A 22,756-nucleotide genomic window follows, 5' to 3' on the forward strand; every position below is an offset into this window, starting at 1 on the left:
CCATTGTTCGGCCCTTCCATGTCAATCGGGATCCTATCGTCATGCCCCATCTCACGGATACTGAAATCATGAGCCTGCTGCCGGGTGTCTGCGCCATCGCGCTCAAGGCCGGCGAGAAAATCATGGAGGTCTACGCCACAGATTTCGACGTGGAAATGAAGGAAGACGCATCGCCCGTAACGGAAGCGGATACGGCCGCGGAAGCGATCATCGCCCCGGCCTTGGCATCGCTTGAACCTAGCATCCCGATCGTGGCTGAGGAAGCTGCCGCCGCTGGCAATGTGCCGGAAGTCGGCGATGGCGCCTTCTGGTTGGTCGATCCGCTCGACGGTACAAAGGAGTTCCTAAACCGGAACGGCGAGTTCACGGTGAACATTGGCCTGATTCAGGATCGTCAGCCGGTTCTGGGCGTCGTCTACGCCCCGGCGCTCGATACGCTTTATGCCGGTGCGCAAGGCGCCGGGGCCACGCGTAAAATCGGTGAGGGAAGCGCCGAGGAAATTGCGGTGCGGCCGGAACCGGAGGAAGGGCTGACAATCGTTGCCAGCCGCCGGCATGGCGATCCTGCTGTGCTGGATAAATTCTTGAGCGGGCGGACGGTCGCGGAAACGCGTAATGCCGGCAGTTCCCTGAAATTCTGTCTGCTGGCGGCGGGCGAAGCGGACCTGTATCCGCGCTTCGGCCGGACCATGGAATGGGACACCGCCGCCGGCCATGCCGTCCTGCTGGCCGCCGGCGGCTTGGTAACGACGGAAGACGGCGACCCTTTGACCTACGCCAAGAACGCGATTTTCGAGAACCCGCATTTCATCGGATGGGGCGGCGTACGCTGACCGCCCTTTTCCGAACCGATGCATCCGATCGTCAGTCGTGGATGGCCCTGCTGTCCTCCGGCGCTTCGGCACGGTTTTCCATTGTGTAGTCGCGCATAACAGAAGCGATCCGGATCCGGTAATCCTTGAATATCCCGGCCCGCCCGGCGCCTTGGGCTTCCCTGTGCCGTACGCGGTTCCGCCAAGCTTCCACCGCCGCTTCATCGCGGAAGAAAGAAAGTGAAAGATACTTGCCAGGATTGGTGAGGCTCTCGAAACGCTCGACGGAAATGAACCCGTCATGGGCTTCAACTTCAGGCTTCAGCATGGCGGCAATGTCCAGATAGTCCTGGATTTTGCCATCGGCGGGTTCGACTTCGAAGATGACGGCGATCATGAATTCTGTTCCTCCCGGTTTTTGTATGCAGCATGCGGGGCCGAAGCCAGTCGCAGGAATATCCGGTCTTCCTTCAAGATGAAACGTTCGCGCCGCGCCATTTCGTAATTCTTCCGCCCAAGCGGGTCGTTCCGCAAGCGCTCCCGATAGGATTCATAAGCCGCGAGGCTTTCAATATTATAGACGCCGTAAGCCGTCGTCGCCGACCCTTCATGGGGGGCAAAATAGCCGATCAAGTCGGCCCCGCATTGCGGAATGGCCCGCCCCCAGTTCGTGGCGTATTGCTCGAACAGGTCCTTCTTGAATGGGTCGATTTCATAACGGATGAAACAGGTGATCATCGGGATACTCCGTAACGGTTGATTGCGCCTTTCTAACCTTTGCGCGGCACAGACAATTCGACTATGATCGAACCATGCCAGCAGGACCCAACATCGCGATCATCGCCGGGCTGGTGGGCGACCCCGCCCGCGCCGGCATGTTGAGCGCCCTGATGGCGGGACGGGCGCTGACGGCAAGCGAACTGGCGCAAGTCGCCGGCGTAACCGTTCAAACCGCCAGTTCCCATCTCTCGAAATTGTCGGATGGCGGGTTGATCGTTGCCCGCAAACAGGGACGCCACCGCTATTTCACCCTATCCGGTGACGATGTGGCCCAAGTACTGGAAGGGCTGATGGGCCTTGCGGAACGGATACTCGCGAAACCGGTGCGGACCGGGCCAAAGGATCCCGGCTTGCGCAAGGCGCGGATCTGCTACGACCATCTGGCAGGTGAAATGGGGGTTGGTCTGTTTCAGTCCTTCGTGGAGCGGGGCTTGATCAAGGACGATGCCGACGACCTTGCCCTGACAGAGGATGGCCGGCGCTTCTTCACCGATTTCGGTCTGGATATGGGCTCGCTCGAATCGGCTCGCCGCCCAGTCTGCCGGCCCTGTTTGGACTGGAGCGCCCGACGCACCCATCTGGCTGGCGGTCTGGGGGCCGCGATCCTGGACCATTTCACCTCCCGCAAATGGGCCTGGCGCGTCCCCGATACGCGGATGATCGAGTTCTCGCCCAAGGGACTGAGAGAATACCAGGCGCTTTGCAGCGGCTAAGTCTTCCCTAGGCGACTTCCCTCAGCTTGCCGCCTTCCGGCGCGGGCAAACCGTTCCGTTCCCAGCCCATCATGGCCAGTTTGCGCGGCAAGCCCCAACGGTAACCGCCGAGCATGCCGGAATTGCGGATGACGCGGTGACAGGGAATGAGCCAGGAGATCGGATTGGCGCCGACCGCCGTTCCGACCGCGCGGGCCGCCGCGCCTTTCATGCCGAGTGCTTCGGCAACCGTCCCATAGGTCGTCAACGTACCGGGCGGGATTGCCATCAACGCGCGCCACACCTTGATCTGGAATTCGGTCCCTTTCAAAAGCAGGCGCAAGGGCGCTTGCGACGACGGCTTGCTCTCACCCGGTCTCGCGAAGATGCGGGCCATGGTGCCTTCCGTCGCCGACGGGTCCTCCACCAATGTCGCCGCCGTAAAACGGGAGGCCATGTCATCGAAACACCCGTCCTTTCCGCGCGCGTCGACAAAAGCGAGGCCGCAGAGACCACGATCGGCTTCCATCAACAGTGTTTCCCCGAACGGGCCCTCGTGGAATCCGTATCGGATGACCAGCCCCTGCCCCAAGGCCTTGTACTCGCCCGGGGTCAGCGCTTCATGGGCGACGAACAGGTCATGCAACCGTCCCGGCCCCGACAACCCGGCATCGAAAGCCGCGTCGAGCACACTGCCATGCTCCTCCAGCCGCCGTTTCGCTTCCTCCAGCGAGAGAGCCTGCAGGAACTTCTTGGGGCTCAAACCGGCCCAGCGGGTGAACAGACGTTGAAAGTGGAAAGGGCTCAATCCCACATGCGCCGCGATCTCATCCAACGACGGCTGATCCTCGAACCGGTCCACGATAAAGGCGAGCGCCTCGGCGACCCGGCGATAGTCGCCATTGGCGGTATCCACGCCATCGGCCTCGTCGGCGATCATGATATCCGTATCGATCAACATCGACATGTTCCGGCCCCTGTCATTTGCGACTGATACGGCGAGAATACGCCGTGCGGGGACATGCCCCCACCCGTTTCTTGCTGATCGACAGTCACATCGTCAAAGCAACAATGCGTAGACTGCAATGGCATCGTTTCCGGCCTTACCGGCTGCCTCGAACCCCAGTTGACGGTACAAGGCATCCGCCACACTCATCGTTGCCGGAACCGTTTCGACCTGCAGAACCTTGTACCCCCTGGCGCGGGCGGCGTCCGCTGCCGCTTCCGTCAAACGGCGCCCCAGTGCATGCCCCCGGAAACCTTCTCGGACGAACAGGCGCTTCATCTCCGCCTTCTTCTTGGAGATCCGTTTCAGCGCCACGCAGCCGGCGGAAACACCATCCACCTTGGCTAGGAACAACGCGCCATCCGGGTCGGCATAAGGTTTGGGCAGAGCGGATAATTCCGCTTCGAATGCATCGAAACAGAGCTGAAGGTCGAACGCATCCGCGTATTCGACCATCAGCGTCTTTAAAAGGATCAGGTCGTCCCCGCCCGAAACGGCGATGATTTCGACCTCCGGCCCCGGCTCAGTAGGTTCCGCTCCATCCATCGCCGATATGAACCTTCCCTCTCATGTACAAAACGGCCTGCCCCGCTATCAAAACGCGGTCGCCGTCCAGAGTACAATAGAGATCGCCGCCGCGTGCCGATATCTGGCGAGCATGAAGGTCCTGTTTGCCGAGCTTTTCCGCCCAATACGGGACAATGGTGCAATGCGCGGATCCGGTGACCGGGTCTTCGGGAATCCCTGCATGGGGGGCGAAATAGCGGGATACGCAATCCGCCGATTCGGCCCCTTCGGCATTCCCCTGCGCAGTCACGATCAAACCGTCACCCGCCATGTGTGCAATGAAATCCATGTCGGGCTGAACCGACTTCACCGCGGCTTCCGTCTCCAGCACCGCCATGTTCTTCTTCGCCTTGTAAAACCCGACAGGCGTCGCGCCCAACGCCTCGACGAACCCCTCGGGTGGTTCCGACATGACGGGCACACGGGCGGGGAAGTCGAGTTCGAATAGGTCACCTTTCCGGCGCACGAGCAGATCGCCCGCCATGGCCTTGAACCGGATTTCATCCCTGTCCCAGCCGAGTTCGCGGAATAGAACAGCCGCCGTCGCCAAGGTGGCATGGCCGCATAAGTCGACCTCCACCGCCGGCGTGAACCAACGCAGGTGAAAATCATGGTCTGGGTCGTCTGGGAGCGGGATGAAAAAAGCCGTTTCGGAAAGGTTGTTCTCCAACGCGATCGCCTGCAGCTGTGCATCCGGCAGCCATGACGTCAACGGTATGACCGCCGCCGGATTGCCGGCGAAGACACGGTCCGTGAACGCATCGACCTGAAAAACCGTCAGTTCCATCTCAAACCTCCTCCACGCTTTTCAGTTTCGCCCTGGCCGCGGCCATGCCTTCGTTCAAGGCCTCCACGAAAAGGTCGATGTCTTCGGGACCGGTCATCCAATTGCTGAACGCCGCCCTGATGCCCGATTTGCCGTGCAACAGACCGGGTGTGACATAGACCTTTCCGGTCGCGTTGATTGCGTCCAGCAGGGCCTTCTGCCCCGCATTCGAGGCGGCATCATCGCCGAGCAGCCCGCGGAAGATCACGATGTTCAACCGTACCGGCGCCAACAGTTCATAGCCGTCCATCGCGTCGACACGCCGCCCGAACTCACCGGCCAGATCGCAGGTTCGTTCCACGATCTCGCGCACGCCCGTTCGGCCATAGGCTTTCAAGCTCATCCAGACCGGAAGGGACCTCAACCGCTGTGAGCTCTCCATCGTCCGGTTAATGAAGCTCGGCACCACGCCTTCCATTTCCAGGTAAGGCGCGGCCAGCAGCATGGCCGTTTCCAGCAGGTCGACATGACGGGTGAAGAAGAGCCCGCAATCGTACGGGACGTTCAACCATTTATGACAGTCGGTGGTAATCGAGTCCGCCCGTTCAACGCCTTTGACCAGTTTCGAGAGTCTCGGCGAGCATCGCGAGAACAAACCGAAGGCCCCATCCACATGCAGCCATGCCTGGTGCTTGTCACAAAGGTCGGCAATCGCTTCCAGGTCCTCGAAATCGCCGGTGGATACGATGCCCGCGCTGGCGATCACGACCTTGGCCCGCGCCCGGCTGGCGGAGAGGGCCCGGTCCAGCGCGGCAACGTCCATCGCCTCCCGACCGTCCAACTTTGCGATATCGGTATAGCCCTTGCGCCCGAAACCGAGCACACCCAGCGCCTTCACCATGGTGACATGCGGAGAGGCTGAAAATATCTCCACCGTGCCGGGCCGCAGCAACTCGCCGATCCCATCCCGGGTGATTTCCAGCCCGTTCAAACGGCCCGCCCATTCCCGGAAACAAGCCGCCCCCAGATAGTTCGCACCGATCGCCCCGGTCGTGAAAGTGCCGTCGAAGCCATCCTTGCCGCCGCCGATTTTGTACGGCAGGTCGAACAGGTCCGCCATCATGGCAATGGTTCGATGGGACAGCGCCGGACCGACCGAGTCGCCCGGGTCCGGGGAATTCTGGTCCACCGCCGAGACGAGCCAATCCGCGGCCAATGAGGCCGGCGTCGCCCCGCCCGTGACGAAGCCGAAGTAACGCGGCCCGGCACTCGCACTCAACTGCGGTGCAACGATGCGTTGATACTCCTCCAATGCCGCCAACGCTCCGCCGCCGTCTTCCGGCAGTTTTTGCGGCGGCATGCTCGGGTTACGGGCGCCGACAGGACGCTCCTTCAGGCCGTCGTGGAAGTCGAGCGCCAGCCGACGGGCCTCGGCCAACAGGTCGGGTAATGCTTCGTAATCCGCATGCATGCGTGACATGGGTCACTCCCCCAATTCTTGGAACCATTATAAGCAGCAGGGCCGCCGGCGCGGGGCAGCCCGTTACGGCAACTACTGCTCCGGGGCGGCGGCGGGATCCGCCGCCGACAGCACGCCCATGAACAGCGACATGTCGACATTCCCACCGGATAGAACGACGCCCGCGCGTTTGCCCTGCAGGGCATCCCGGTCTTTCAGCAAGGCGGCCAGCGGCGCTGCCCCCGCCCCTTCGGCAACATTATGCGTATGTGTGTAATAAACCCGCATCGCATGACGGACGTCTTCATCGGTGACGGTCACGACGTCCTCCACGCTCTTGCAGATCGTCTCGACGGCCTCCGGCACCGGCACGCGGCAGGCCATGCCATCGGCGATCGTTTCGGCTGAATTCGTCGAAATCGGATGACCGGCCTTGAAGGACAGGCCATAGGCCGGCGCCCCTTCCATGACCACGCCATACACTTTCGTCTTCAAGCCCAGTGCATCACGGGCCGACACGACACCGCAGATGCCGGAGCCCAATCCGATCGGCACATAGACCCGATCCAGTTCCGGCGCATTCGCGAAGAACTCCATGCCATAGGTACCGACACCCTGAACCAGTCGACTATCAAAGGAAGGCACCATGGCCAGTTTTTCGTCCTGCGCCCGCGCCATCGCATACTCGGCAGAGGCTTGGAAATCATGCCCGTGAACCACGAGTTCCGCGCCGAATGCCTTCATGGCGGCATTCTTCTCGACGCTGTTGCCTTCCGGCACGACAATGGTGGATTTGATGCCGGCACGCGCCGCCGCGAGCGCGATGGACTGCCCGTGATTGCCCCGCGTCGCGGTGATCACACCGGCATCTCCGCCGCCTTTTCGGTAATCGTCGATGAAAACCAGGCCGCCTCGTACCTTGAAGGCGCCGATGGGCGTATGGTTCTCGTGCTTCACCCACACTTCGAGGCCACAGTGCTTGGACAATAGCGGCCAATTGTACTGCGGCGTGCCCTTGAACACGCCGTAGATCAGATCGGCCGCTTCTTCGAGCTTCTGTTTCGACACTGTGGTCATTTCATTCATTCCTTTCTGAACACACCACGAGGATACGGCCCGCGCTGATTTCCAGGGCGTCCGGACCGGCGGTCCTTTGCAGGGGTCCCGCCCCACCGGTCCGACTGTAGCCCCGGGAACAACCGTTATTGAACCCAGAAGGGCTTGCGCGTTTCACGGTTTCGTTCCGCCTCGCTGACACCAATATCTTTCAGCATTTGATCATCAAGTCCCGCCAGGGCGACGCGTTGCTGACGGCGCTCCCACCAGCAGCGAAGTACCGCAACGATATCCAATCGCCCGGATGGCGGAACAATTAAGCCCAACCATCCCGGCATGATCCAAATTGTACGCATACAATTTCTCCTTAGCCTCAGGAATGGTAACAATTAACGCCCATTGATTGGGTTCAATCAGAATTATGTTGACAAATTGACACCGTCAATGGCGATATTGTCACCATGACAATTTCTCTTCCTCACTGGTTGGACGGCATCGACACGGTTCCGGGTCCGAAATACAAGGCAATAGCCCAACGCATTTCGGATGCGGTCGGCAGCGGGGCGCTCAAACCCGGCGAGAGACTGCCGCCCCAGCGTGAGCTTGCCTGGGCCCTAGAATGCACGGTGGGCACGATCTCACGCGCCTATGCGGAAGCCGAAAGGCGGGGCCTGCTGGGCGGCGAGGTTGGTCGCGGCACCTATATCCGCGACGCTTCCGCCCCCACCGCCTTGGACAGTCGCGGAATTGCGGGATATTGGCACTCGCCCAGCCTGGAAAACGCGGCGGGACAAAATTCGAAACCCCATGCGATGGACGCGATTGCGGACTGGACACCCGACATGGGACCGGCGGAGCGGGAATCCGGGCCGATCGGCCTCAATCACGACTATCCGCCATTGGGCGTCGAGTGCCTCGAAACCGCACGGACCATGACACAGTTGGCCTCCGATCCCATTTTGATGGAGATGCTGTCCTACCAGCCGCATGCCGGCATCGGCCGCCATCGGGCGGCGGGCGCCGACTGGATCGGTCGACGGGGCGTGGCCGCAACGGCGGAGAACGTCGTCGTATCGACGGGGGCGCATAACGGCGTCCTGGCAACGCTTTCCGCGATCACCCGCGCCGGCGACACGATCGCGGCGGAGGCGCTGTCCTATCCCGGCATCAAGGCGATCGCGGGCATGCTCGGGTTGCGCCTGACGCCCGTCACTTTGGACGAGGAAGGTCTGATCCCGGACGCCCTCGATACACTTTGTCGGCAGCAAAAGATCGCAGCCGTCTACACCATCCCCACCCTTCAGAACCCGACTAACACCATCATGTCCGAATCCCGTCGGCGGGAAATTGCGGAAGTCGCTGCCCGGCATGGATTGCCGGTGGTGGAGGACGATATTTTCGGGATGCTGGCACAGGACAAGACACCGGCCCTGTCGGCCTTTCTTCCGGACGATCTGGCCTTCTATATCTGCAGTATCTCAAAGACTCTGGCGCCGGGCTTGCGCGTCGGCTATGTCCACGGCCCCCGCCGCCAGACCGCGCAGATCGCCGCCGCGTTGCGGACCAGCAGTTGGATGGCATCCCCCTTCACCGCCGAAATCGGCACAAGATGGATCGAAAGCGGTGCTGCCGATAGAATTCTCGAGTCTCATTTCCGGGAGATCGAGGCGCGTAGGACCATGGTTCTGGACGCTTTCAGGGACTACGAAGTCTCATGCCCGCCGGGCGCGCTGCATGCCTGGATCGCCCTCCCCAGCCCTTGGCGCATTGGCGAGTTGGTGGCGGAAGCACAGTCCCAGGGTGTCATCCTTCCCCCGACGGATTCCTTCATGATCGGCGGCGGAGAAACCCCGCACGCCTTCCGTCTGTCCTACTGTCCGCCCCGGCATAGAAGTCGGTTGAGGGAGGGACTCGACGCTTTGCTGAATCTCCTGGATGGAACGACGCGGGTCGAAGCGGCGCAGGTACTTTAGGACCCGGGCAAACGAAAGCTAAGCGCTTTCGCCGATCACCTTACAGATATCGTCGACTACCGCCGTGACCAGATCGCTGTCATCGCCTTCCGCCATAACACGGATGACCGGTTCCGTTCCGGACGGGCGTATGACCAGACGGCCCGAAGAGCCAAGACGGGCCTCGCCGTCGGCAATTGCCGACTGCACGGCGCTGGCCGTCAGCGGCGCGCCGCCGTCATAGCGCACGTTTTTCAACAATTGCGGCACCGGTTCGAATACCCGGCCCACGCCGCTCATCGGTTTTTCCGCCTTCACAAGAACCGCGAGGACCTGTAGCGCGGCAACAAGACCGTCTCCGGTCGTGGCGTAATCCGTCAGAATCACATGGCCCGACTGTTCGCCCCCCAGATTGCACCCGTCGCGCCGCATCGCTTCGACGACGTAGCGGTCGCCGACAGCCGTCCGCGTCAAGCCGACGCCTTGGCCCTGTAGGTGCCGCTCCAAGCCCAGATTGGACATGACCGTCGCGACAAGATTGCCGCGCAATCTGCCGGTCTTGGCCCAGGACGAGGCGATGATCGCCATGACCTGATCGCCGTCGACCACCTGGCCATGTTCGTCGGCCACGATCACGCGGTCTGCATCACCGTCCAAGGCGATGCCGAGATCCGCGCCATGCGCGACGACCTGTTCACACATAGTGCGGGTCGCCGTCGCCCCGCAGTCGCGATTGATGTTGGTGCCGTCCGGATCGACCGCGACGGGGATGACGTCCGCTCCCAATTCGAACAGGACAGCGGGCGCCATCTTGTAGGCCGCGCCATGGGCGCAATCGACGACGATCTTCAGACCGTCGAGGCGGAGATCCGCCGGAAAGGTTCGTTTGACGGCCTCGATATAGCGTCCGCCGGCGTCGTCGAGGCGTCGGGCGCGGCCCAGCTTGGCCGGATCGGCCAATTCGAAAGGCCCATTGTCCATCACGCGCTCGATGGCAATTTCGTCCGCATCGGACAGTTTGAAGCCATCGGGACCAAACAGTTTTATGCCGTTGTCCTGATACGGGTTGTGGGACGCTGAGATCATCACGCCGAGATCGGCGCGGAGCGAGGTCGTCAGCATGCCGATGGCCGGGGTCGGCATCGGCCCGACCAGAACGACATCCATGCCCATGGAGATGAAACCCGAGGTCAGTGCCGGCTCAAGCATATAGCCGGACAGGCGCGTGTCCTTTCCGATAACCACGAGATGCCGATGCGGGCCACGCCGGAAACGTTGACCTGCCGCCATGGCCAACCGCAATACGATCTCCGGGGTGATCGGGTCCCGGTTTGCCGTGCCGCGAATGCCGTCGGTGCCAAAGTAATTCCTAGTCATTGAGCACGGATAGTTCACAGCCGAATAGGTTGCAAGCATTCCAGTGGACGAAGAAACGAAGAAGGCCCGCCAACGGCGGGCCTTCCGGAATACTATGGTATGAACGCTCGATCAGGCCGGTCCCGGTTCCGGATCGGCATTACCGACCGGCCCCGTGTTCGGCACGGAGGACCAGCCCCCGCTGTCTGCCGGCGATCCGCCGCTGTCGTCGTCCCGCTCAACCGGCTCACCGCGCAAAAGACGGTCAATGTCGTTCCGGTCGAGGGTTTCGAACTCCAACAGGCCTTGAGCAATCTTCTCAAGCTCTTCCTTGTAGGTCGTCAGGATTTCACGGGCCCGATTTTCGCCTTCTTCGACGAACCGACGGACCTCCTCGTCAATCAGTTTCGCGGTAGCGTCGGAAACATGCTTCCGCTGGGTCACTGAATGGCCAAGGAAGACTTCCTGCTCGTCCTCACTGTACTGCAGGCGGCCCAGCTTATCCGAGTAACCGTATTTGGTGACCATCGCCCGGGCGATCTTCGTCGCCTGCTGAATGTCGTGCGCCGCGCCGGTGGTGATGTTTTCCTTGCCGAAAATCATCTCCTCCGCCAGGCGCCCGCCGAACAGACTGGTGATCTGGGCCTTCAATTCCTTTTCGGACTGCGAAAGCTTGTCGCGTTCCGGCAGGGCGAAGGTCACGCCAAGCGCGCGGCCGCGTGGAATGATGGTTACCTTGTGCAGGGGCTCGTGCCCTTCGGCGTGCATCATGCAGACGGCATGACCGGCTTCGTGATAGGCGGTCAGCTTCTTCTCGTCTTCGGTCATCACCATGGACCGGCGCTCGGTACCGAGCATGACCTTGTCCTTCGCGTCTTCCAGCTCCTGCATGGACACGACACGACGGTTCCGGCGCGCCGCCAATAGTGCGGCTTCGTTCACCAGATTGGCGAGGTCGGCGCCGGAGAAACCGGGCGTCCCGCGGGCAATGGTCTTGGCATCGACGTCCGGCGCCTGCGGCACCTTGCGCAGATGCACGCGCAGGATCTTCTCACGCCCGATGATATCCGGGTTCGGTACGATCACCTGGCGGTCGAAACGGCCGGGACGCAACAGCGCGGGGTCGAGAACGTCGGGACGGTTGGTAGCCGCGATCAGAATGACGCCTTCATTGGCTTCGAAGCCGTCCATCTCGACCAGCAACTGGTTGAGGGTCTGTTCGCGTTCGTCGTTACCGCCGCCCAGGCCGGCCCCGCGATGGCGGCCGACCGCATCGATTTCGTCGATGAAGATGATGCAGGGGGCGTTCTTCTTGCCCTGTTCGAACATGTCGCGGACACGGCTGGCGCCGACCCCGACGAACATTTCAACGAAATCCGAACCGGAAATGGTGAAGAAGGGCACATTCGCTTCGCCGGCGACGGCACGCGCCGTCAGGGTCTTACCCGTACCCGGGGGACCGACCAGCAGAACACCCTTCGGAATCTTTCCGCCCAGGCGCTGAAACTTCTGCGGATCCTTCAGAAATTCGACGACTTCTTCCAGTTCCTGCTTGGCTTCGTCGATACCGGCGACATCTTCAAACGTCACGCGGCCGTGCTTTTCGGTCAGCAACTTGGCCTTGGACTTGCCGAAGCCCATCGCCTTGCCGCCGCCGCCCTGCATTTGGCGCATGAAGAAAATCCAGACGCCGATAAGCAGCAGCATCGGGAACCAGCTGATCAGGATCGACAGGAATGTCGGCACGCCGTCATCCTGCGGCGCAGCCGTGACGGCGACGCCGTATTCGGTCAAGCGCGGCACCAACTGCGGATCGCTCGGCGCATAGGTCGTGAACGCCTGTCCACCCTTGAAATGCCCGGAAATGTTCGGGCCCTTGATGGTGACGTCGCTGATATTGCCGGCTTCGACGCTGCTTACGAAATCCGAATAAGGAATGCCTTCGTGCTGATCGTGCTGTCCTGCTCCCTGAAACAGATTGAACAACAAGATCAGAAGCAGGCCGATGACGACCCAAAGAATGATGTTCTTGCCGAATAGATTCACCGTTGAGAAACCTTCCGTTTCAAGAATTCACACCGTCGGACCCGCCGAGCGACGATGCGTTTATGTGCTTCCACTGTATCCTTGTGCCGCTTTACTGCTGCTGTTCTGTGAAATTATCGCCGCGGCGCAGGCATGTACATAGTGCGCCGGACCGGAATTTGAAAGGTCCGGCGCGGCATTCTAGCGCAGAATCATGACCTGAGCGAGGGCCCAGGCGTAGAGTTTCCGCGGACCATCCGGGACCAGGCCGCCATTCCGGCGAACTCGAAAGTGACGAAACCTGCAGTGGGACATTCCAATTGACCGGTCCGATCGCCCACGGACCCGGGTATGGCGACAAGCGCCTCACCTTTCCAAAGCGCCGGCAGCGCCGCTCTAGCCGCGCCAGGGAGACTTTCGAACAGATCGCCCGCCAAACCGCCAGCCCGGGCCTGGCGCACCCCTTCCGCCCCCAGACGCCCCACCGTCAAACCGTCAAAGTCGCCGTCGATTTCCAATCTGAACCGGCTGTCCCAGAGCATCGACCGCTGCGCCGGCGCCGGCGGACCGATCGCCGATGCTTCCCGACAGAGGAGGATGTTCCCGGCCCGTGTTTCGACCCGGCAGCCGCCCAATGTCCGGGGTCCCGGCGGGTTTCCTCTAAGTCCGGCGGCGAGGTCTTCCAGCCGGCCGAGCCGGAATGGCTGGTCCCTGCCGGAAACCAGACGCAGCAGGCCGGATAGAGCCCGCAACGCGATTTCCTCGTCCGCCGCCGCATAGGCCGTCCGCTTGAGTGAAGCAAATCCAAGCGGATCCAAGGAGGCATGTCCGGCAAGAAACGCCGCGGTCGCAGATTCAAGGGCGGCGCGAGCACGGCGCATGTTCTGCGCGGTCCGCGCCAAACGGGTTGCGTCGAGTCCCTCATCGGCCAGCGTACCGGCCAAATTCCGCATCCGTACCCGGGCGTGCCGGGTATCGCGATTGCTTGGATCCGACACGAAAGGCCAATCAGTTTTTTCAAGCACCGCGCGGACCTGATCACGCGGGATATCCAGAAGCGGACGAATTAGTGTCACATTCCGATAGGGATCGCCCGGCAAACCCGAGACGGGCGCCATGGCAGACAAACCGTCGACACCGCTTCCCCGTGCCAGACGCAGCAGAAATGTCTCCGCTTGATCTTCGAGGTGATGCGCCACAGCAAGAACTTGGCCCCCTTCGGCCGCGCACCAATCGCGCATCAGGTCGTAGCGCATCCGCCGGGCTTCCGCCTGAATATTCCTTTTCGGACGATCGCCTTCGTGCTTCAGGACGACCGCCCGCACGCCGCGGTCCTTCAGCCAATCCGCGACCTGGGCCGCCTCTTCAGAAGCTTCCGGTCGCAAACCATGATCGACGATAAGGGCGGTTAAAGGGATAGACCGGCTGTCCGACCAGTTCCGAAGCAAACAAGTCAGGGCCATGCTGTCCGGACCGCCGGAACATCCGACGGCAAGTGCGGGGAAGCCTGTATTGGCGTCGGCCGGCACCGCCGCCTCCCGAAGGCAGACGGACATGGCTTCTTCGAACCAATGCGGCACTAAGCGGTCAGGTCGTCGCGATCTGTCGGCCGCACGAGCGGGGTGCCCCGGATCAAATCGTTCGGGATTAGGGGCAGCCGACTTTTTTCGCTTCCGCATCCGCGCGTTCCAATACCCGGCTGTCAGAATCCGGATACTTGGTCTTCAGTTCCGCGAAAGAGGCGCAGGCAGCATCCTTCTTCCCCAATTGGCCCAGGGACATGCCCAGCTTCAAGAGGCTTGCCGAGGCTTTCGGGCCATTCGGGAAGTTCGTGTAGGCGTCGACAAAGACGGCGGCCGCATCCCTGAAGTTGCTGCGCGCGTAATGTGTTTCGCCGAGCCAATACATGGCGTTCCCGGCGAAGGGTCCTTCGGGATGCTCCTCTAGAAAGGCTTTGAAGGCGCTTTCCGCCTGATCCAAATCCTGGCGCAGCAGGCCGTAGGCGTATTGGTACTGCTCCTTTTCAGAGCCGGGCGGGAGGGTGACGAGGTTCGCGGTCTGCGGCGCCGCGGCATTCACCGGCGCCGGACCGGGGGCCGCCGTGGGAGGCGCCGGCGTCGGCGCCGGTTGCGCCGTCGCGATCTGCGGCTGAGTTGCGGACGGCGTGACCGGTTGCCCCGCCTGGCTCTGCTGCAACTGATTTTGCGAAATCTGACCCAGTGCTTGCTGGCCCGGTTTCAGGCCCGCCCCAGGCTGTGCCGGCTGGGTACTGACCGATCCTTGCGACGTAATGACCGTGGTGCCGGCCTGCGCTCCGGATTGCTGAAGGGTCGCGGCAGAGGAAGTCTGCACGTTCGCCGACGGCGAAACGGCGCCTTGTTGCGCAACGCCCGGCTGTCCCTGCCCTGGCGTACCCCGCTCCAGCGCCTGCAAACGGAAGTCGACATCGGAAACGAGTTTGTCCAAACGATTGCTGATCGTATTCAACTGAAAACCGGTTTCCTCTATGCGTCCTGTAAGCGTGCGGATTTCCCGCTCCAGAGCCTGAATACGAAGCTGCAACCGAGCCGTCGCCTGAGCGGTTTCCTCACTGGGCGCTTGCGCGGCAGCGACTGAATCCGCCGGCGGCTTCGCCCCAGCGAAGACCGTGCGCTGCAGATCGGTGATATCCCGGCGCAGCCGCTGCAATTGCTGACTGACCGATGAGGAATCCTGCGCAAATACCGGGGACGGCCCCGTCAACATCAACCCGCCAAGGGCCAGCCCGGCCAAAACGATGACGGTTCCGATCTTCTGGAAGGGCCCGCTTTCCCGGCGGGCGACGTTCGGTACAGCGTTGATCAAGTCACAATCCCCGGATTCTTTGCAGCGTTGCGGAATATGCGCAGATCGCGCGATTCCGAGTTTTCTGTCTACGGCAGGAATTCGTCAAAAATATGGCAAACAAAACAAACGGGAAAGCCCCGGTTTCCCAAGACTTTCCCGTTTCAACTCAGCGGATCAGGGCTTTTTGAAAGGCCCCGTCCCGATCCCTGCGGGCAATTAGCTGGCCGCAGCGTTCTTCAGAACCACGACACCGCGACGGTTTTGAGACCAGGCAGCATCGTTGGAACCCAGAACGGCGGGGCGCTCCTTACCGTAGGAAATCGTTTCGATACGGTTCGGATCGACACCAAGGCTGATCAGGTAATCCTTGTGCGAGTTCGCACGGCGCTCACCGAGCGCCAAGTTGTATTCACGCGTGCCGCGTTCGTCGCAATGGCCTTCGATGACCACGGTGACGCCCGGGAACTGCTTCAGCCAAGCGGCCTGCTTTTCAAGCGTAGCAACCTGATCGCCACGAATGTTGGAACGGTCGAAATCGAAGAAGATACGATCGCCGACATTGACGAGGAAGTCCTTCACGCTACCCGGCGCGATCTGGTTCGTAGCCGGAGCGGCCGGCGCCTGCGTCGCAGTCGTGGAGCTGGTGGTTTGCGTGCCGCTGGAACCGGAATCCGCAGATTCTTCCGGAGCGGTCTCGCAAGCAGCAACCAGCACAAGCGCCGCGAGAAGGCTGAGGATTTTAAAGCGCATTATAGCACCCCCTAGAGGTTTTGCCCGGCCGTCGCTGGGCGGCGCCGGTGTCGAATGAGGTTTCTCTACAGCCGATACACCCGGCTGAGTGGTGGCATATTAAGCACGGCGATTTCCCAAATTCAACCACCGTACCAAGTCAAAGTACTCAATTTAATTTACTTTCCATGTATTTAGTGGTCGGGCTGAAGCACTTTAGCAACACAATCAAACCGGCCCCTCAATACGGAAACACGCCTCCACGCGCCCACACTCTCCTTTTCGGAAAAAACACCCATTAAACAGATTTTTATTCCGGTTTATTTCATGGATTCAGGGGCGACCAAGCGGGATCGGATGCGAATCCCGGGGTCACCACCCGGCGCAGGTTATATCCGGTCAGATCAATGGAATAAAGGTGGATACGGCCTTCGTCCCCCGGTTCCTGCCTGAAGAACATGATGACGCGGCCGTTCGGCGACCATGTGGGTCCTTCGTCCAGAAAACTCTCGGTCAACAGGCGTTCGCCGGAACCGTCAGGCCGCATCACACCAATATGGAATTTCCCGCCACGCAGTTTCGTGAAGGCGATAAGATCGCCACGGGGAGACCAGACCGGTGTCGCGTAACGGCCCTGACCGAAACTGATACGCCGCTGATCGCTACCATCGGAATTCATCACGTAAATTTGTTGCGTGCCGCTACGGTCGGATTCAAAGGTGATCTGAGAACCATCCGGCGAGAAGGTCGCCGCGGTATCGATATCGGGATGATCCGTCAGCCGGATCGGCCGCCGAGTCCGAAGGTCCATGATATAGATATCGGTATTCCCTTCACGGGCATGGCTCATCAGAACCGAATTGCCGTCCGCCGAGAAACGCGGCGCGAACGTCATCCCCGGAAACTCACCCAGCAGTTCCCGCCGACCGGTCTGCACGTTGAACAAATAGACCCGGGGCTTGTTGTTGAAATAGCTGAGATAGGTGATTTCCTGCTGTGTCGGGGAGAAGCGCGGGGTCAGCACCAGCGCGCGGCCGTCGGTCAGGAAACGATGATTGGCGCCGTCCTGATCCATGATCGCCAGGCGCTTCACGCGTTCATTCTTCTTTCCGCTTTCCGCCACATACACGATGCGCGTGTCGAAATATCCACTTTCTCCTGTCAGACGCTTGTAGACGGCATCGGAAATGATATGCGCGATCCGTCTCCAGTTGCTCTTCTCCGTCGTGTAGACAAGACCGACCATCTGCGCTTCGGCAAAGACATCCCAAAGTCGGAACTGAACCTGGACCCGCCCATCCTGCATGCTTTCGACCGACCCGTTGACCAGCGCCGTGGCATTGATGACGCGCCAATCGGAAAACCGCGGGCGCACATCGATGCTTGCCGCGGATTGGATGAAGGCCTTGCGGTCCAACGGCCTGAAAAGACCGGACCGTTCGAGGTTGGCGGAAATCACGTCGGCGATATCCCTGCCGATCTCCGATTCTTCGGGTGCAACGCCGAAGAATTCCGAAATCGCGATCGGCAGCGGCTCCACCGTGCCGCGGGTGACGTCGATTCGCAGTTCGGCACGGGCGGGCAATGCCGCCAGAACCATGACCAAGACGGTGAGCAAGCTGACAAGCATCAGTCCGCTTCGCTGAAGCTCCGTCTCGCCCGGCATGCCGGAGGGGATGGAACTCGCACTCGCACGTTTGAACATCAGCCTAGTATCTCCCGGGGATTGAATGTGATCACCATGGTTTGCCAGACATCATACTTGTCCGGCGGCAATTGCAGCGGATTGCACCGCGGATTCCGGACCGCGCGGAGGGCACTCTCCGCCGCCGCCATCCAGAACGGATCCGATGCACGAGACATATCGGTCAATTCGGCGGTTTGAACAGTCCTGTCCGGCCGCACCCGAACACGAACCTCGATCACCAGGTCTTCCGCGTTCCGCGCCCCGGCCGGGACATTCCAGCAACCGGCCAACTGCTGGCGCAGCGCATCCATTTCGCTGAAATTCAAGGCCGTCTCAGCCCTGGAAACCTGCGTTTTCGGGGCTTGCTGCTCCGACTTGTTCAAAGCCTGCTTCACCGCGTCCGCCAGGCTTTCCTTTTTCTCAGGCTCTTTCTTTTCCGGTTCCGTCTTTTTCGGCGGCGGCGGATCCTGTTTCAGGTCCTGAACGGTCTGCAGCACGCTGGTGAAGTCGTTGCGCGGCTTTTCCTGCTTCGGGCGCTTGGGCGGACGCGGCATGTTGACGTCGGCCTGCGCCTCCGCGGGTTCCGGTTCCGTCGCAGCCTGCTGCACGGGTTCCGGCGCGGGCGCCGGCGGCGGCTCGGGCTGGGCCTTCGGCTCGGGTTCCGGCGCCGGCTCGGGTTCGGGCGCCGGTTCGGGTTCCGGCTTTGGTTCGGGTGCCGGTTCCGGTTCAACAGCCGGCTCCGGCTCCGCCTGCACGGGCTCGGCCGGCTGCGGCACAGCTGCCGGCGCCGGAGGCGGCGGGGGCGGAGGTGGCGGCGGGGGTGGAGGCGGCGGCGGAGGCGGGGGACGGGGCGCTTCCGGTGGGGCGGCATCGGCCACTTTCGGCTCCGGTTCCTCGACCGGTTCCGGCAACTTCTGTTGGGCCAAGTCGCGCTCCGTCACCACTTCGGCCTGCATGACGACCGGCATCGGCGAAAAATCGCGTTCCGGCGTCGGCCAAGCGATCAGCGACGCCACGATGATCGCGACGTGCAAAGCACCGGACAGGATGACCCATTTGAGCATGATGCCCTACGCGGCTCCCAATAGTCGCATCGAAATGCGCCTCAGTTTCCGTCTGCGGACTTCTGGTCCGGCAGTTTCGCCAGCAAGGCGACCTTGGTAAATCCGGCGACGCTGACGGTTCCCATGACTTCCATCACCCGTCCGTAGTTGATCGCCTGATCCCCTCGCACAAACACGCGCAGCTGCTCCGCGCTGACACCGCGCGCTTCTTGAATGGCGGCAAGGCGCGGCGCGATGGCTTCCAGTTCGATCGGCGTCTCCTGGATGAAGATCTGTCCGTCGGCTTTGATCGACAGCACGACGGGCTCGACATCGTCGTTGATCGACGCGGCCTTGGTCTGCGGCAGATCGACAGGTACGCCGACCGTCAACAGCGGGGCGGTGACCATGAAGACGATCAAGAGCACCAGCATCACATCGACGAAAGGCGTAACGTTGATATCGGCCAACGGCCGATACCGGGGCCGGTAGAAACCGCGCCGACCGCCGCCGTTCTGGATGGTTCCCATCGCCATCGGTTATTCCCCGGCCTCCAATTGGCGCGAAATGATGGCGCTGAACTCACCCGCAAAAGCTTCCAACCGGGCGGCATATCGGCCGAGATCGGTGGAGATCTTGTTATAGGCGATCGTCGCCGGAATGGCGGCTACCAACCCCAATGCGGTCGCGAACAGCGCTTCGGCGATACCAGGCGCAACCACCGCAAGGCTGGTCTGTTTGGTGGCCGCAATCGCCGTGAAGCTGTTCATGATCCCCCAGACCGTGCCGAACAGGCCTACGAAGGGCGCCGCGGAGCCGACGGAAGCCAAGAACGGCAGATACCGTTCCAACTGCTCCATTTCCCGACCGACCGCGACCTGCATGACGCGTTCGATGCGCTGCTCCAAAGCGTTGTAGTTCCCGCCGGGCGCAAGGGACGAGGACGACCGCCGCCATTCGCGCATGGCCGCGGCGAAGACTGACGACATGGGATCCTTCGGCTGATGGCCGATCCGCTCGAAAAGATCGTCCAGAGATCCGCCCGACCAGAATGCGTCCTCAAACTTGTTCGCCGCCTTGGAAAGCTTGGAGATCCGACGGACCTTGTCGAATATGACCGCCCAACACCAGATCGAGGCAAGCACGAGCAAGACCATGACGATTTTCACGATGATGTCTGCGCGCCAGAAAAGCGACCAGATCGTCATCTCGACAACTTCGGCGGAGCCGCCCAATTGCACCAGATTTACCGCGTCCTGTTCCATGCCGTTCAGTCCCACTTGCCACGGCGGCCGTTGCCGGCCGCGTGTCCTTCCTCTCGGTTATTCCGTTACCCGCATCGCCTGCCGAAGATCGGCCGGCATGCGCATCGGCGCCCCTGTTTCGTTGAGGCAGGCCAACTTGACCTGGACCGCAACCAAATGGGTATCGCCCAGGTAAATGTCCTGGGCCATTTCAATTGTCGCCCCCGCCACCTTCGTGACCGCGGTGCGTACATCCAAAAGATCGTCGAGCCGTGCGGGCCTGATATAATCGGCCGTGCAGCGACGCACCGCAAAAACCAAGCCGTGCTGCCGTTTCAGCCAGATATGATCGAACCCTAGATGGCGCAACCACTCCGTCCGGGCCCGCTCGGCGAATTTCAGGTAATTCGCGTAATAGACGATTCCCGCAGCATCCGTGTCCTCGTAGAAGACGCGGATCGGGTAGTTGAAAACGGGTTTACTCAGCGCTGCGCTTTCGGTCATGCGTCACCCGGCGCGTCCTGGCCCGAGCCGGACAGCAGATCCAATTGGGCCTGCGCGGCGCGCGGCGCCTCCAACCCGATATAACGCCAACCCTGCACCGTCAGCATCCGGCCCCTTGGGGTCCGCTGCACCAGGCCTTGTTGAATCAGAAAGGGTTCCACGACCTCTTCCAGCACGTCCCGTTCATTCGCCAACGCCGCGGCCAGCGTTTCAACACCGACCGGTCCGCCGCCATAGTTTTCCGCCATGCAAATGAGGTAACGCCGGTCCATCTGGTCCAGGCCCCGGTCGTCCACATCGAGCCGGCGAAGGGCACTGTCCGCCGCTTCGGTATCGATGACCTTGGCGCCGGCTACGGAGGCGAAGTCCCGCACTCGGCGCAGCAACCGACCGGCAACGCGCGGCGTGCCGCGGCTGCGACGGGCAATCTCGCGGGCGCCGCCTTCATCCAGCGGCATGTCGAGAACGCGTCCGCCCCGACTGACGATCAAGGTCAGTTCGTCCTCGGTGTAGAACTGCATGTGAAGCGGGATCCCAAAGCGTTCCCGAAGGGGACGGGTAATGAGACCCGCCCGCGTCGTGGCGGCCACCAGGGTAAAGGGCGCCAAATCGATCCGTACCGAGCGGGCCGCGGGCCCTTCCCCGATGATCAGGTCCATCTGGTAATCCTCCATCGCCGGATAGAGGAATTCCTCAACCGCCGGGTTCAACCGGTGGATTTCATCGATGAACAGCACGTCGCGGGGTTCGAGATTGGTCAAAAGCGCCGCCAGATCGCCTGCCTTGGCGATGACCGGCCCTGACGTCGCGCGGAAATTCACCCCCAGTTCGCGGGCCATTATCTGCGCCAGCGTCGTCTTGCCCAAGCCCGGCGGACCATAGAACAAGGTGTGGTCCATCGCCTCGCCGCGCGCCTTGGCCGCTTGGATGAAAACCGAAAGGTTTTCGCGCACCGCCTTCTGACCGGTGAAATCATCGAGCGTTTGCGGCCGAAGCTGGTTCTCGGCCTTGTCCTCGACGCCGTCGCCGGTATTGCGTTCGCCGTCGACCAGGCGCGCTTCGGGATTTGCCGCGTAGCCGTCGCTCATTGCGCCAGTTCCTTCAGGCCAAGCCGGACGAGTTCGCCGAGCGGCACGTCAGCGCCGTGGTCCTGAATGACGCGCGCCACGGCGCCGAACGCCTCGCTGCGCCCATAACCCAGATTCACCAGGGCCGAGACGGCATCATCGGCTGAACTTCCTGCCGGAGCGGCTTCACCGCCCACCGGGCCTGCCTCCCCGGCGACCGTTGCTTTCGCCGCCGCCCCAAGGGTCAGAGCGCCTACCTTGTCCTTCAATTCACTTGCGATCCGCCCGGCGAGCTTCGGCCCGACGCCATTCGCCCGCGCGATAGCGGCCTTGTCGCCCGCCGCGACCGCCTGTGTCAGCTGTTCCGGGGACAATACGGAAAGGATCGCCAGCCCAACCTTGGCGCCAACGCCCTGAACGCCCGTCAACAGTTTGAACCAGGCGCGTTCCGACGCATCGCCGAAACCGTAGAGGTGGATATGATCCTCTCGAACGTGGGTCTCGATATCCAGTCGGACCGCCTCACCCCGCCCCGGCAGCCGCGACAGGGTGCGGGCGGAACAAAAGACCAGATAACCGACACCGCCCACATCCACGATGAGCCAGTCGTCGCCGACCTCGTCCAGCAGCCCTTTCAATCGTGCGATCATCGGCGCCCCCCGGCCAAGGCGGCGCGAACATCCGCATCCTTGCTACCCGCCGACCAACTGCGTTTGGTTCCCGCCAGATGGCCGTGACAGATCGCAACGGCCAGGGCATCCGCCGCATCGGCGCTGGGCGGATTGCAGCCGGGCAACAAGGTGCGGACCATCATGTCGATCTGATCCTTGGTTGCCGCCCCGGTACCGACGACGGATTGCTTCACGCTCTTTGCCGAATACTCGGCGACCGGCAGACCGAATAGCGCCGGCGCCAGCAGAACGACGCCACGCGCATGTCCCAGCTTCAAGGTAGAGCCCGGGTTCTTGTTGAGGAATGTCTCCTCGACGGCGGCCTCATCCGGGTTGTGGGTGCGCAGAACCTCCACCAAGGCATCGTGAAGATCTTTCAGGCGTTCGGCCATGGACCCGTCGGTCTGCGGGTCTACCGTGCCGCATGCGACGAACCGAAGGCGGGTGCCTTCGGTTTCGACCACACCCCAGCCGGTATGGCGCAGACCTGGATCGAGCCCGAGTATCCTCACCG

24 protein-coding genes are annotated in these 22,756 nt (G+C 61.8%); 3 read left to right on the forward strand and 21 right to left on the reverse strand.

Features of this window, described 5'->3' with window-relative positions; genetic code table 11:
* The first annotated feature begins 41 nt into the window (after positions 1–41).
* Positions 42–833 carry a 3'(2'),5'-bisphosphate nucleotidase CysQ gene (gene cysQ, locus ACQK2G_RS14070; protein ID WP_425405668.1) on the forward strand — a complete coding sequence of 264 codons (792 nt, stop codon included), beginning with the start codon at positions 42–44 and terminating at the stop codon, positions 831–833.
* A 31-nt stretch (positions 834–864) separates the two neighbouring features.
* Here the strand turns inward: cysQ and ACQK2G_RS14075 are convergent, their stop codons facing one another.
* Both ACQK2G_RS14075 and ACQK2G_RS14080 read right to left on the reverse strand, forming a co-directional pair.
* Positions 865–1,209 carry an antibiotic biosynthesis monooxygenase family protein gene (locus ACQK2G_RS14075; RefSeq protein WP_425405669.1) on the reverse strand — a complete coding sequence of 115 codons (345 nt, stop codon included), beginning with the start codon at positions 1,207–1,209 and terminating at the stop codon, positions 865–867.
* Positions 1,206–1,550 (reverse strand): NIPSNAP family protein, encoded by a 345-nt coding sequence (locus tag ACQK2G_RS14080; RefSeq protein ID WP_425405670.1) that lies wholly within the window; start codon positions 1,548–1,550, stop codon positions 1,206–1,208. Before ACQK2G_RS14080 ends, ACQK2G_RS14075 begins: the two co-directional genes overlap by 4 nt.
* Positions 1,551–1,624: 74 nt before the next feature.
* On the opposite strand from ACQK2G_RS14080, the gene ACQK2G_RS14085 reads away from it, so the two are divergent.
* Positions 1,625–2,305, forward strand: coding sequence for an ArsR/SmtB family transcription factor (locus tag ACQK2G_RS14085; protein ID WP_425405671.1), 681 nt, complete (start codon positions 1,625–1,627; stop codon positions 2,303–2,305).
* Positions 2,306–2,312: 7 nt separating this feature from the next.
* On the opposite strand, the gene ACQK2G_RS14090 is transcribed toward ACQK2G_RS14085, so the two are convergent.
* From ACQK2G_RS14090 to ACQK2G_RS14115, 6 genes are all read right to left on the reverse strand, one after another.
* A complete protein-coding gene (locus tag ACQK2G_RS14090) occupies positions 2,313–3,251 on the reverse strand; it encodes a bifunctional transcriptional activator/DNA repair enzyme AdaA (RefSeq protein ID WP_425405672.1) in 939 nt (312 codons plus the stop codon).
* Between the two features lie 93 nt (positions 3,252–3,344).
* Positions 3,345–3,836, reverse strand: a complete 492-nt coding sequence (locus tag ACQK2G_RS14095; RefSeq protein ID WP_425405673.1) for a GNAT family N-acetyltransferase — start codon at positions 3,834–3,836, stop codon at positions 3,345–3,347.
* Positions 3,814–4,644 (reverse strand): PhzF family phenazine biosynthesis protein, encoded by an 831-nt coding sequence (locus ACQK2G_RS14100; RefSeq protein ID WP_425405674.1) that lies wholly within the window; start codon positions 4,642–4,644, stop codon positions 3,814–3,816. The genes ACQK2G_RS14095 and ACQK2G_RS14100 overlap by 23 nt, the downstream gene beginning before the upstream one ends.
* A 1-nt stretch (position 4,645) precedes the next feature.
* A complete protein-coding gene (locus ACQK2G_RS14105; RefSeq protein WP_425405675.1) occupies positions 4,646–6,103 on the reverse strand; it encodes a pyridoxal phosphate-dependent decarboxylase family protein in 1,458 nt (485 codons plus the stop codon).
* A gap of 72 nt (positions 6,104–6,175) precedes the next feature.
* Complete coding sequence (locus ACQK2G_RS14110) at positions 6,176–7,159, reverse strand: threonine dehydratase (protein WP_425405676.1); 984 nt, start codon at positions 7,157–7,159, stop codon at positions 6,176–6,178.
* A gap of 125 nt (positions 7,160–7,284) precedes the next feature.
* Complete coding sequence (locus ACQK2G_RS14115) at positions 7,285–7,494, reverse strand: DUF1127 domain-containing protein (protein WP_425405677.1); 210 nt, start codon at positions 7,492–7,494, stop codon at positions 7,285–7,287.
* Positions 7,495–7,599: 105 nt separating this feature from the next.
* Here ACQK2G_RS14115 and ACQK2G_RS14120 point away from each other — a divergent pair, with 105 nt between their 5' ends.
* Positions 7,600–9,111 (forward strand): PLP-dependent aminotransferase family protein, encoded by a 1,512-nt coding sequence (locus ACQK2G_RS14120; RefSeq protein WP_425405678.1) that lies wholly within the window; start codon positions 7,600–7,602, stop codon positions 9,109–9,111.
* An 18-nt stretch (positions 9,112–9,129) separates the two neighbouring features.
* On the opposite strand, the gene glmM is transcribed toward ACQK2G_RS14120, so the two are convergent.
* The 13 genes from glmM to ruvC form a co-directional block, all read right to left on the reverse strand.
* Positions 9,130–10,467, reverse strand: a complete 1,338-nt coding sequence (gene glmM, locus ACQK2G_RS14125; RefSeq protein WP_425405679.1) for a phosphoglucosamine mutase — start codon at positions 10,465–10,467, stop codon at positions 9,130–9,132.
* Between the two features lie 111 nt (positions 10,468–10,578).
* Positions 10,579–12,492, reverse strand: a complete 1,914-nt coding sequence (ftsH, locus tag ACQK2G_RS14130) for an ATP-dependent zinc metalloprotease FtsH (protein WP_425405680.1) — start codon at positions 12,490–12,492, stop codon at positions 10,579–10,581.
* 191 nt (positions 12,493–12,683) lie between these two features.
* On the reverse strand, positions 12,684–14,027 hold the full coding sequence (tilS, locus tag ACQK2G_RS14135) for a tRNA lysidine(34) synthetase TilS (protein ID WP_425405681.1): 1,344 nt from the start codon (positions 14,025–14,027) through the stop codon (positions 12,684–12,686).
* A 91-nt stretch (positions 14,028–14,118) separates the two neighbouring features.
* Positions 14,119–15,315, reverse strand: coding sequence for a tol-pal system protein YbgF (gene ybgF, locus ACQK2G_RS14140; RefSeq protein WP_425405682.1), 1,197 nt, complete (start codon positions 15,313–15,315; stop codon positions 14,119–14,121).
* A 198-nt stretch (positions 15,316–15,513) separates the two neighbouring features.
* The gene (gene pal / locus ACQK2G_RS14145) at positions 15,514–16,047 is read right to left on the reverse strand and encodes a peptidoglycan-associated lipoprotein Pal (protein WP_425405683.1); all 534 of its coding nucleotides are present in this window, start codon (positions 16,045–16,047) and stop codon (positions 15,514–15,516) included.
* A gap of 304 nt (positions 16,048–16,351) precedes the next feature.
* Positions 16,352–17,656, reverse strand: a complete 1,305-nt coding sequence (tolB, locus tag ACQK2G_RS14150) for a Tol-Pal system beta propeller repeat protein TolB (protein WP_425407647.1) — start codon at positions 17,654–17,656, stop codon at positions 16,352–16,354.
* A gap of 74 nt (positions 17,657–17,730) precedes the next feature.
* Entirely contained in the window at positions 17,731–18,777 is a 1,047-nt protein-coding gene (locus tag ACQK2G_RS14155; RefSeq protein WP_425405684.1) for a hypothetical protein, read from the reverse strand.
* Positions 18,778–18,818: 41 nt separating this feature from the next.
* On the reverse strand, positions 18,819–19,292 hold the full coding sequence (tolR, locus tag ACQK2G_RS14160; protein ID WP_425405685.1) for a protein TolR: 474 nt from the start codon (positions 19,290–19,292) through the stop codon (positions 18,819–18,821).
* Positions 19,293–19,295: 3 nt separating this feature from the next.
* A complete protein-coding gene (gene tolQ, locus ACQK2G_RS14165) occupies positions 19,296–20,021 on the reverse strand; it encodes a protein TolQ (protein WP_425405686.1) in 726 nt (241 codons plus the stop codon).
* A gap of 57 nt (positions 20,022–20,078) precedes the next feature.
* Complete coding sequence (ybgC, locus tag ACQK2G_RS14170; RefSeq protein ID WP_425405687.1) at positions 20,079–20,504, reverse strand: tol-pal system-associated acyl-CoA thioesterase; 426 nt, start codon at positions 20,502–20,504, stop codon at positions 20,079–20,081.
* A complete protein-coding gene (ruvB, locus tag ACQK2G_RS14175) occupies positions 20,501–21,592 on the reverse strand; it encodes a Holliday junction branch migration DNA helicase RuvB (protein ID WP_425405688.1) in 1,092 nt (363 codons plus the stop codon). The genes ybgC and ruvB overlap by 4 nt, the downstream gene beginning before the upstream one ends.
* Entirely contained in the window at positions 21,589–22,221 is a 633-nt protein-coding gene (ruvA, locus tag ACQK2G_RS14180; protein WP_425405689.1) for a Holliday junction branch migration protein RuvA, read from the reverse strand. Before ruvA ends, ruvB begins: the two co-directional genes overlap by 4 nt.
* Complete coding sequence (gene ruvC, locus ACQK2G_RS14185) at positions 22,218–22,754, reverse strand: crossover junction endodeoxyribonuclease RuvC (RefSeq protein ID WP_425405690.1); 537 nt, start codon at positions 22,752–22,754, stop codon at positions 22,218–22,220. Before ruvC ends, ruvA begins: the two co-directional genes overlap by 4 nt.
* Between the last annotated feature and the right edge of the window lie 2 nt (positions 22,755–22,756).

The sequence above is a fragment of the Hwanghaeella sp. genome, assembly GCF_965227365.1.
GTDB lineage: Bacteria > Pseudomonadota > Alphaproteobacteria > UBA8366 > Aestuariispiraceae > Hwanghaeella.